This window comes from Clostridium estertheticum (assembly GCF_011065935.2).
GTDB lineage: Bacteria > Bacillota > Clostridia > Clostridiales > Clostridiaceae > Clostridium_AD > Clostridium_AD estertheticum_A.
The window spans coordinates 869,249-880,812 of the sequence record NZ_JAAMNH020000001.1 but is presented as its reverse complement, the minus strand read 5'-3'; the positions used below and the strand labels follow the sequence as shown (position 1 = coordinate 880,812).

General features: G+C 34.1%; 9 protein-coding genes. All 9 read right to left on the bottom strand.

The window, feature by feature from the left end:
- Positions 1–6 precede the first annotated feature (6 nt).
- The gene (locus G9F72_RS04035) at positions 7–939 is read right to left on the bottom strand and encodes an ABC transporter ATP-binding protein (protein ID WP_164958623.1); all 933 of its coding nucleotides are present in this window, start codon (positions 937–939) and stop codon (positions 7–9) included.
- A gap of 325 nt (positions 940–1,264) precedes the next feature.
- On the bottom strand, positions 1,265–2,737 hold the full coding sequence (locus G9F72_RS04030) for a DUF4179 domain-containing protein (RefSeq protein ID WP_164958517.1): 1,473 nt from the start codon (positions 2,735–2,737) through the stop codon (positions 1,265–1,267).
- 1 nt (position 2,738) lies between these two features.
- Entirely contained in the window at positions 2,739–3,299 is a 561-nt protein-coding gene (locus tag G9F72_RS04025) for a sigma-70 family RNA polymerase sigma factor (protein WP_164958518.1), read from the bottom strand.
- Between the two features lie 653 nt (positions 3,300–3,952).
- Positions 3,953–4,984: a helix-turn-helix domain-containing protein gene (locus G9F72_RS04020; protein ID WP_164958519.1), complete on the bottom strand. Its 1,032-nt coding sequence runs from the start codon at positions 4,982–4,984 to the stop codon at positions 3,953–3,955.
- A 424-nt stretch (positions 4,985–5,408) separates the two neighbouring features.
- Complete coding sequence (locus G9F72_RS04015; protein ID WP_164958520.1) at positions 5,409–5,660, bottom strand: hypothetical protein; 252 nt, start codon at positions 5,658–5,660, stop codon at positions 5,409–5,411.
- Positions 5,661–5,891: 231 nt separating this feature from the next.
- The gene (locus G9F72_RS04010; protein ID WP_164958521.1) at positions 5,892–6,233 is read right to left on the bottom strand and encodes a hydrogenase maturation nickel metallochaperone HypA; all 342 of its coding nucleotides are present in this window, start codon (positions 6,231–6,233) and stop codon (positions 5,892–5,894) included.
- Between the two features lie 98 nt (positions 6,234–6,331).
- On the bottom strand, positions 6,332–9,001 hold the full coding sequence (locus tag G9F72_RS04005) for an FAD-dependent oxidoreductase (RefSeq protein ID WP_164958522.1): 2,670 nt from the start codon (positions 8,999–9,001) through the stop codon (positions 6,332–6,334).
- 34 nt (positions 9,002–9,035) lie between these two features.
- On the bottom strand, positions 9,036–9,707 hold the full coding sequence (gene hypB / locus G9F72_RS04000; protein ID WP_164958523.1) for a hydrogenase nickel incorporation protein HypB: 672 nt from the start codon (positions 9,705–9,707) through the stop codon (positions 9,036–9,038).
- A 24-nt stretch (positions 9,708–9,731) separates the two neighbouring features.
- Positions 9,732–11,501: an oleate hydratase gene (locus tag G9F72_RS03995; RefSeq protein ID WP_164958524.1), complete on the bottom strand. Its 1,770-nt coding sequence runs from the start codon at positions 11,499–11,501 to the stop codon at positions 9,732–9,734.
- Positions 11,502–11,564: the final 63 nt, after the last annotated feature.

Below are 11,564 nucleotides of genomic sequence, written 5' to 3'. Positions count from 1 at the left end.
ACCCTCCTAATCTCTTAACTTTTTTCCTGTGAGAGTAAGAAACACCCCTTCAAGGCTTGGTTTATCAACATCTATTCCTAATATTTCACTATTTGAATTATTAATGGAATCTATTATTCTGCTCAAGTTTTTGCTACCATTTTGTGATGTTACCGTAAGTTTTCTATCCCCAAGCTCGCAGTCTATAACTCCTGATATCTTTCTAATTTGTTCAACCATTGTATAATTGACATTTGAAAGTGTAACCGTTAATTTTTCTTCTTTTTCTACCAATGACTTCAAGTGCTCTTTCGTTCCCTTAGCTATAACCTTTCCGTGATCCATAATAGCTATATCAGTGCACAGCTCTTCTACTTCCTCCATATAGTGGGAGGTATAAATCACAGTGGATCCGCTTTCATTCATCCTTCTTACTGAATTCAGTATATGATTTCTTGATTGAGGATCTATCCCTACGGTAGGTTCATCCATTATTATCAGCTTCGGCTTGTGCACAATGGCACAGGCTATATTTAATCTCCTTTGCATACCACCGGAGTATTTGAGCGGATAATCATTTTTTCTATCAAGAAGACCTGTAAATTCTAGAGCTTCTTCTACCCTTTCCTTTAGCAGTCTACCTCTCAGTCCGTAAAGTCTTCCGAAAAACTCTACATTTTCATATGCTTTAAGATCATTAAAAAGTGCAATGTTCTGAGGAACTATCCCAGTATTCCTCTTGATTTCCCCCTCACTTTTATCCATGCTTTTCCCAAAAATTTTTACTTCCCCACTATCTTTTTTGCTCAATCCCAAAATAGTATTTATAGTGGTAGTCTTGCCTGCTCCATTTGGCCCCAGAAGCCCAAATATCTCTCCTTCTTTTATTGACAGACTTAAGTTGTCTACTGCTATAAAATCCTTATACCTCTTAACAAGATTTTTAATCTCAACAATCATCATTTTTTATACCTCCAACTCCTTTTTCTAATCTTATAATACTTGAATCCAGGTAATGAAAATAGTGAGTTAAATCACCTTTGAATATGACATTTGTAATGTTAAACGTAAAAAAAGGCAGAGCTGCCTTCTTAGTTATTTGTAATTTACCGCAATTTTTATATAAACTTTATTTTATTATACCATATTTACCGTATATTGGAGATAATAAACAAATGTACGATTTTAATTAAAATCGTACATTTGTTTATAACTTTATTTAAGAAAATTGTGACTATAGGATAGGACCTAATGGAAGATGATTAACAGCTACGCAGCTGATGATTTAATCTATCAACCTCATACTAAAACCTTTTGGTTCATTATACTGTACGCTCTTTACATCTAAAATTATTTTTTCAGCTTTCAATTCCTTAAACTTGAATTCAACCGTTTCTTTAGAAAACTCTGTTCTTATTTCTTTAACTTCGACGTTACTGCCTTTTTCATTTTTTGCCTCTAGCTTAAACTCTACTCCATATTTAGGTACATTTAAAATAATATTAGAACTGACAATACTAATAAGAGATATACCTAAATTATTAGGCTCTATCCTTTTATTTTTTAAATCTATAGTAATATGCTTATCCTTCTTATTTATATATTTTAATCCATTACACGTAAAACTCAATCCCTTTATGCTACTTATTCCACCACTCAGTTCTAAGCAAAGCGTATTATTATCAATGTATTTTTCAGAATCATAAGGACTTGAGTAATCTTTACCCTCTCCATCAACAAGCCTTGGAACTAGGACACCAGCTAACTCATTTTCCTCACTTACCAATTTGCAATAAACTCTACTCCTTGATTCAGCCAATTCCAATTTTTCAATCTTAAATGTACCGATTTCACTTTTAAACTCTTTTCCCTGTATATTGAAAACTCTTAAGTCCTTGTTATAAATTTTATCATTTAGTGATATAGGTATATTTAAGGTTGTAATTTTATTTTTTTCAATAAGCTGTTTCACATCACTTCTAGCTTTTTCATCTAACTCTGAATATGGTATATGAAATGATGGATCATCTTTATAAATCTCTACTTCCATTTTAAAATCTTTAACTAACCTGTCCATATGAACTTCTATATAGTTTTTACCTTCCTCTGGTATATAACCAATCCAGGGAAGTTCTTTACCATTAGCTTCATTTTTAAATTTTACTACTTTTCCCAGTGTTGAATTTTCGCCTTGAAGTTCATACCCAATCCATAACTTTAAGTCATCCCCTGCTATTGTTGTTACCGTGAATTTTACCCCCTTATCTTCTATAGTAGTATTTACTTCTTGAATGTTGCCATTATCAACTACATTCTTAAATCCCTTGTCAAATGTCACTACTTCTATTAGCTTATTTAATACTGGTATTTTGACTAAAGCTAGTGCTAAATCAGGAAAAATATTAACTGATACTACAAATACTAACATTGCGGCTACTACTGATTTTATTAGATTGTTAATAACTTTATTTTTCCAGGTGACTTTTTCTTTTTTATATTTTCTTTTCAAATTCAATTTAGTATCTTCTAAATTTACCATTTGGGAATCTTTATTATTAATAATATTTTGTTGTGATACCCCTTGTTGCTTTGTATCCAGGTTGATTTTCTTATGTAGCTTTTCTCTAATTATTTCTTTTTCATTATAATCGGAAACAGAATTTTCTATATATCTCTTTGTGTACGTCTTGTCCATTATTATACTCAAATCATCTTCAGAAATATTATCTACCATATTAAGTATATCCTTTTCATTCATATCACACTATCTCCTCACATCTAATTTTTTTGAGCAAAAGTCTGCATCTATATAATCTATTATCTACAGAGCTAACAGTAGTATTGAAGGCCTTAGCTATTTCCTTTATTTCATAATTCATGAAATATCTAAGGTGAAAATATGTCTTATCAGGTTCTTTGAATTTATCAATCAGGTCTAAAAAATCATGTTCATTAATTTTATCAAACACTTCCCCTTCAAGGCTAATTGATGCATTATCCCCTATGTCTATATCATCAATAGAATCATTTAAATACTTTTGTGTATGCTTTTGAAGTTTTCTTCTTAAGTTAAGTGCTATGGTTCTTGTCTTTACATTTACAAAGGTATTAAAAGAACCTCGTTCTAAATCAAATTTATCAATTTCTTTCCATATGGCTAAAAATACATCACTTACACATTCTTCAATATCTTCTTTGGTTCCAAGGGTACCCAGAATTCTTTTTGAATAATAATATATTCTGTCAAAGTACATATCATATAGATCATCTACTGCACTGTCATCTTTTGCTTTTAGTCGGTTAATCAATTCATCTATCATCTTTAAACACCTCTCATATAGTAATACACACGTAACAGTCAAAATCTCTCAAATAAAAGAATCCATGTTAATTAAGCATGGATTCTTGATTATACTATTAAGGAAAGTCATAATTACCTAATATACTCAAATGATGTTATAAATAAATTGCGAACAATTTGCTTTGCTACCAGGTTACACATAGTATTGTGCCTGCACCGTATACATAGTTTCATACTGACTTCCTGATTCTACTTACATGCATTTGTAACTATTCCTATAATATATATCGACTAAAAGAATTAAAAAATAAGGTTTAAAAAGGTATATAGAGAATGAATAACACTATTCTCTATATACGGGGTACTGGCATCAAAACGCGGAAATTATACTCTAAGGATTTAAAAATCATGAAGTTCTTAATTTTTATACTCTAAGGTGTGTAACCATGGCAAAGCGACTTAAATATAATGATTACCATAAGTAGTCAAAATAAAAAAGGCACATCGCTTTGTAGTGCGCCTTTTAAGAACAATGTGAAATATCAAGAGATAGTAGCCCCAAACCGCAATTAGAAGTTAATATTTTTATATCATAAAATATCCATCATCAATCATATATAGTTTTTTTTCATTGAAAACTGATACACTCAACTCTTTTTACCAACTTTAGGGTTATTCCAACAAAAATTTTATCCTAGAATCATTTTTGACAAAATCAAGGGTTTTATCTATTTTAAATGCCTCTTTTACTAATCTTTCATATTTATCTTTGCCCCAACTGTTGGTCACATTAAATTTCATATGCTTATATAATTTTGACTTCATAGAATCATCCATGCTACTTGCTTCATTTACCATATTTATAATCATTGCTATAGCTTTTTCTTTATCCTGTTTTTCTCTTGCTAAAGATAAATCTAATTGATATTTATGGTATGCTCCAAAATCAAATACTTCAGCAACCTTTTTAGCACGCTCTATGTATTCTTCTGCTTCAGTAAATTTCTTTTCTTTGTATAACAGCTGTATTATAAGAGATAAAGCAGTAAATGTTTCATGAGCATTTTTCCTTAATATGCCTTCATAAATGCCATAAGCCTCATCAATTCCCCCGCTACTTTCAAATAATAACGCCTGTTGAATTTTTTTATCCACCTCTACTTCTGGAATTTTATCTAATGCTTCTTGAGCTTTTTTATACTCTTTTTTCGCCCTATACATTGCCGATAATTCTAATTTTGCCATAGAAGCTGTCTTTTCTTTACTGCTTCCTGATACAAGTTCAAGCCAAACAATGATTTTTCTTTCATATTTATCTTTTTCCTCAATTTGAGACCCCAATAAATGTATTCTTAATACTACTGATATCCAATATATCAACTCATCACAACTTGGATATTTTTTAATTAAATCACTGGCCTTTTCAAAAGCCTTTTGGAATCCCTCTTTTGATGCCATTTCACCTACCTCTTTTGTAAGGTTTTTTACTTCTACATCTGTTAATTCCTCATTAAATGCTAATAAAGTATTAACATCAATTTTTAAAACACGTGCAAGAGGTGCTAACAGTGCTATATCTGGACATGATATTCCGTTTTCCCATTTATTTACTGCTGGTGCACTTATATTTAAATAATTAGCAACTTGCTCTTGAGTAAGATCTTCCTTTTTTCTATAATTTCTAATAACCTCACTTATTCTCATAAAATTAACTCCTCCATTTATTTGTACATTTAATTAACTTAGGGCTTCGTTAATTAAATTATATCAAAGCTATATAATTTAAACAATTGAGGCATTTTCATCTTTTATTCATAAAAATTAACTATTAGTTAATTTTCCTAATAAAAATATTTAGAATCTTACTTGTGATACAGTATTTCCACTTGCAAGCATATCCCTAACCCGGTTATATCAATGGTTAGAGTCATTTCTTACAATTCGTGGTATATGTAGTAATTTCACCCTATAGAGAGAATTAAATTTTAGTATTAAAAAAAGCATATGATTTCTCATATGCCTTTTAATTCTCCATAAACTATAACCTTAATCATGCCCATTCTTGTAATTACCCACACATTTCCTTTCTTTCCATAGTCTACTCAACATAATCTTGTCTGTAAACACACTACTTTTCTGATATATTAATTATTATTTGTCTTTTTTTTGAAGTAGTGTCCTGAGAAGAATCACTTGCATCTGATTGATTACTCTTTTGTTCTTTTTTTGATATTGCATCATTATCGTTGCTATTCATATTAGACATACCATTATCTGAAGAGTCTGAACTTTTATTAGCAACTGAAATGACTCCATTAGTGGTTGTAATTTCAATAGTATTCATACTTTCTTCTGATTTTTCTGAATCATTTTTATTCATAAGTAATCTCCCTTCGAATATAAAAACTACACTATATACATAGTGTGTACTATATAGTTTACCCATTTCGCTATAAAATATAGTTTATAAAAATTGTATATCTCTGAGGTTTAAAAAATTTTCATAAATCGATTTTTATATGGCTTTGTAATTGTACAAAAACAAAAAAGACCTCTTTTGGTCATGATAACAACTAAAAGAGGTCTTTATAGTCAGCTTCTGAGTCTCATTTTAGCAAGCAATGATTTCCTTGATCATAAACTCTTTTCCGCATAATATCTCCCAGTCTTTACTTCCGCAATTTGGACATTTACTATTATTCTCAATGAGATTAAAAACTTTATTACACCTTTTGCAAATAGCATTGCCTGGCAATATTTCAATTTTCAATTCCGTCTCTTGTAATAACGTACCCTCTACTGCAGCTGGGTAACAGGCTTCAATGTATCTCGGAATCATCGATGAGAGCTCACCAATTTGAAGAACCAATGTATCTATTTTTTTTAATCTATTTTTCTCTGCAAAATTTTCAACGGTTTTTATAATTTCAAACACAACTCCCAGTTCATGCAAATTAACTCACCTCTCTTGTCAAAGTATAAGAACGGGAGAATCCGTGCTCCCCCCATCTTTTATGCCCTATACTAGGCTAATTATTCTATGCTTTCTTCTTATTTTGAGAATAATTTTTTCACATTTTTCACTGCAATTCTTCCTTGACGTTTGATAACATGTTTAATAACTAAAGGTTTCATATCCTTAAAATCTACACCAGCACTATCATATTTTCTTACCAGTGAAATTGCGTCAAATTTGCATTTTGTAGTACAAACTCCACAGCCTACACATTGGTATTGATCCACAACCACAGCACCGCAGCCAAGGCAACGTTCAGTTTCCTTCTTTATTTGTTCTTCTGTAAATGATGTACGCAAATCCTTAAAGGTTTCTTTTGATTTGCTTCCATCCACATGAAGTGCTCTTTGTCTTGGCAGACGGTCATAGCCATCCATGTTTAAGTTTTCTTTATCAAGAGCATGGTATTCTCTCTCACGGCTTATTGTCAAGTTATCTCCATGAACATAACGATGAATTGAAATTGCGCCTTGCTTTCCGAGTGCAATAGCATCTATAGCAAACTTAGGACCTGTTACAGCATCTCCGCCGGCAAATACATCCGGTTCACCTGTTTGGAAAGTGATTGGATCAGCTTTTATTGTCTTATTTGGATTTGATTCCATTTTGGAATCCTTTAATAATCCACCTAAGTCTATTCCTTGGCCAACTGAAATTAACACATTGTTTGCTTTAACAATCTTTGTTGTATTTTCATCGAATTTAGGATTAAATCTTCTATTTTCATCGAAGACAGAAATACATTTTTTGAATTCTACACCATAAGCATGGCCATTTTCATGAAGAATTCGTTTTGGACCCCAAGAATTGTTGATAGCAATGCCTTCTGACAATGCTTCTTCAATTTCTTCCTCAAGAGCAGGCATCTCTTGTCTATTTTCTAAACAATACATATCTATTTGCGAAGCACCAACTCTTTCTGCAGTTCTGGCAACGTCAATAGCAACATTTCCTCCACCAATTACAATAGCTGGTCCTTCCATTTTCAAATCTTCACCAAGACTTACTTTGCGAAGGAAATCTACACCTGTTATTACCCCAACTGCATTTTCACCCTCAAGACCTAGGTTTCTACCTGCTTGAGCACCAATGGCTACATAAAATGCTTTGTAGCCATTCTTTCTAAGGTTAGGAAGTGTAACATCCTTGCCAACCTCAACTCCTACTTTAAATTCTACTCCTAATTCCTTCAAAATGTCGATTTCCGCATTTACTACTTCTTTTCCTAGTCTAAAGGACGGAATTCCAAGTGTTAACATACCACCAAGCACTTTTTGCTTTTCAAAGACTGTTACCTTATAACCTTCAGCAGCTAGGAAATAAGCACAAGAAAGTCCCGCTGGGCCAGCACCAACTACAGCAACTTTTTCTGGTCTTGGTGCGTTCTTTTCAGGTACAAAACGCTCCTTAGAATTTAAATCTTGGTCTGCAATGAATTTTTTGATATCATCAACGGCAATTGCTTCATCCAGACCTGCTCTTGTACAAGCAGATTCACACTTTCTTGGACAAATACGTCCACAGATTGCTGGAAACGGATTTTCTTTCTTAATAAGCTCTAATGCTTCTCTATACTTTCCTTGAGATGCCATCTTGATATACCCTTGGATAGCTATGTGCGCTGGACATTCGGATTTACATGGGCTTGTTCCACTCTCATCAACAACCTTGCGGTGGCGATAATCAGGATTCCATTTGTCTTTTCCCCACTGAGTATCGTATGGAGTTTCTTTTTCCTTAGGAGCGTGGGCAGGTACTTTTGTACATAAATTTTGTCCTAGTGTTGCTGCATTAGCTTGGCAATGCTCTACACACTCTCCACAAGCAACACATTTATCTTTATCCACTTGTGCTACATAGTTAGACCTGGACCAATCAGGATTTTTATAAAGATTTGTATTTCGGAGTCCGAAGCAAGAACATCCGCAGCAATTACAAATGGCAAGGGCATTTCCTGGTCCTGATAAATTTGGTATGGAATGTACCATACCCTCTTTTTCAGCTTGCTTGCATATAGCAATAGCCTCTTCCCTAGTAATTTGTCTGCCTTTTCCTGTACGAATATAGTACTCAGCAGCTGGTCCAAGTTGAACACACATTTCTTCAACAGTATGTCCACAACCTTCGCCGATAACTCTCATGGATGTACGACATGCACAATCCGCAACAGAGAAAACCTCATGTTTATTAAGAAGGTATGCAATTTCCTCATAAGAGGCTCTTCTGGTATCCCCTTCAATGGCGCTTTCGATTGGGATAACTCTCATTACGCCAAGCCCAATTGGAATGTTTCCTGCCATTAATCCACCTAATTTTCTTGTATATTCTTCAAAACACTCAGCAATTACCGGATACTTTTCTACATTTTCCTTGTTTACAACCATATATTCCATAACACCAGGAACAAAAAGCTCAAGGCAGTATTTATCAACACCATGCTCTTGTTCTACTTTAATTGAGCCATCAACCGCCATTTTGTATAGAATTTTCTCTACTTCATCTGCAGGTTTGCCACAGAGCCTCGCAACTTCCTCTACGGTTTTATATTTACGAATCTCCAGCTTAAGTGCTATTTCTGCCATTTCATCTGTAGTAACGGGCTCAAGAATTCTATATTCTGGGTCTGTTGGTTTTACTTTTACTATCCCGCCAGTAATCCCAGCAGCGATCTTATTGGCCAGTTCAAGTACTTTTTTCTTTACCATATTCATTTCTCCTTTCGGTCGAAACCTGGGTACTCTAATTGGTCTTCCAATTTTTCACTTCGGTACGTATCCATTCAGCCCACTCATCAATTCCTTCTCCAGTTTTAGCCGTGATTGGAATGACCTTAATATTTGGATTCAATTTTTTTACACGCTCTTTCACTGCCTCTAAATCAAAATCAAAAAAGCCTATTGAATCCATCTTGTTAATTAATAAAACATCAACAATAGAAAACATTAAAGGGTATTTTAAGGGTTTGTCATCTCCCTCTGGTACACTTAAAATCATGGCATTTTTTACTGCTCCAGTGTCAAATTCTGCTGGGCATACTAAATTTCCTACATTCTCTAAAATTACGAAATCAATTCCTTCTGTGCCAAGTCCTGATAGACCTTGCTTGGTCATATCTGCATCCAGATGACACATGCCACCGGTGTGCAATTGGATTACTTTTGTACCAGTCTGCGCAACAGTATAAGCATCCACATCTGAGTCAATATCGGCTTCTAATACTCCAATGCTCATTTCATCACTCAAAGCTTCTATTGTTCTTAAAACCGTTGTTGTTTTACCTGAACCTGGTGATGACATTAAATTGAGTAAAAAGGTCTTATCTTTTTTCAATTCACTCCTAAGCAAATCCGCTTGCCTGTCATTGTCTTCGAAAACACTTTTTTTTATCTCAAGAACCTTATATTTGTCCATATCATTCACCTCCATTAATCATAGTTAGATTATATTATACCGTTTCAATACATCTTCAATGACTGTTCCTGATATCTTCTTTAAGCCTTTCTTTTTAACAAAGTTCAAGATAAATGGCAGTTTTGTATCGCCAGGCTTATTGCCGTCCATCATCTTTACTGTAGAATCCAAAAGTACTCGGATATCATAACATGAACCAAATACCTCTGGCACACCACGATCTATGTCTAGCAATGTGTAAACTGCCTCCATAGCTGTTCTCACTGAATATTCCGTTGTAAACACGGTATCTCGTGTTGTATCGGCGAACTGACCAAGGAAAGCAAAGTTCTGGCTTCCAACAGGTACAACCTTAGGTCTGTCCCCTTCTCTTCTTGGCATAAAGAATGCAGTAATATATGGCATCATACAAGGTATGCTATGAGCAGATTTTGTAGCCATATCGTGAATCTCAGATTCAGGCACACCCATATGATAAAGCCATTCTTCTGTAATTTCCACTCCGGTACATTCCCTCATTGGCTTTTTAATATAATTTCCTGGAATCTCTGAGAATAGACCGTATACCCAAACCACAATCTGGTCTTTTGGTTGTTCTTTGAAATGAGGCTGTCTATTCAAAGTATAACTCATAAGCCAATTTGAGTCTTTCACCGTAATGATACCACCGGAAACCACCTTTCCGCTAAATGGATCACGTTTGCAAATTTTCTCTATATATTTAGGAATTCTATCATCAAGTGTGGTAATTGTAGAAGATTCCCAGTTTGTTTCTTTAGTACTCGTGCAGAATTTATCAGGTTTACCGAAGGCTGTATCTTGCTTTGCGATATTTCTCCAAAGCTCCCAACATCCTCCTGTAGAGCTGTTAAACTCGGGTGCATGGTTATCGTCACCCAGTGAAGAATTTTCTGTACAGCTTCCATTAGTGATAAATACCAAATCATCTTTAGTAAGTTCAATGGATTCTTCCTTTCCGCCATGGTTACAAACAATTTCCCTCGCAAGCTTTTTGCCATTTTTAATATCAAAAACAACATTTTTTACCATGGTATCATATTGGAAATGAACACCATGACCTTCAAGATATTTTACCATTGGTAGAATTAATGACTCATACTGATTGTATTTAGTAAACTTCAAAGCAGATAAGTCTGGAAGGCCGCCGATATGATGAATAAATCTCTGAAGGTAGAGTTTCATTTCCAATGCGCTGTGCCAATCTCTGAAGGCAAACATTGTTCTCCAGTAGAGCCAGAAGTTAGATTTAAGAACTTCATCTGTAAATACATCAGAAATCTTCTTATCGTACAAATCTTCATCTCGAGTCATAAAAAGCTTCACAAGTTCCTTTGAAGCTTTTTCACTCAGACCAAACTTTCCATCGGTATGAGCATCCTCACCTCTGCTTTCAGTTACTCTCATCAAAGAATAATTCGGGTCTTTCTTGTTCAGCCAATAAAACTCATCTAAAACGGAAACGTCATCTGTCTCAATAGAAGGAATAGAACGGAACAAATCCCACAAGCATTCAAAGTGGTTTTCCATTTCACGCCCACCACGGATAATAAACCCTTTTTGACTATCGTTAATGCCATCGCAAGCTCCTCCTGGGAGATTAAGTTCTTCCAGAATATGAATGTGTTCACCCTTCATCTGACCATCCCGTACCAAAAAACACGCAGCTGACAATGATGCCAAACCAGCACCAACCAGATATGCAGATTTCTTATCCACATCAGCGGGTTTTAAAGGTCGAGCAAATGCTTCATAATTTCCATTGCTATAATACATTGAACATACCTCCTAGTCTTTTACTTAATAACTATATTATAAAAACTTATTCTGAGGATAACA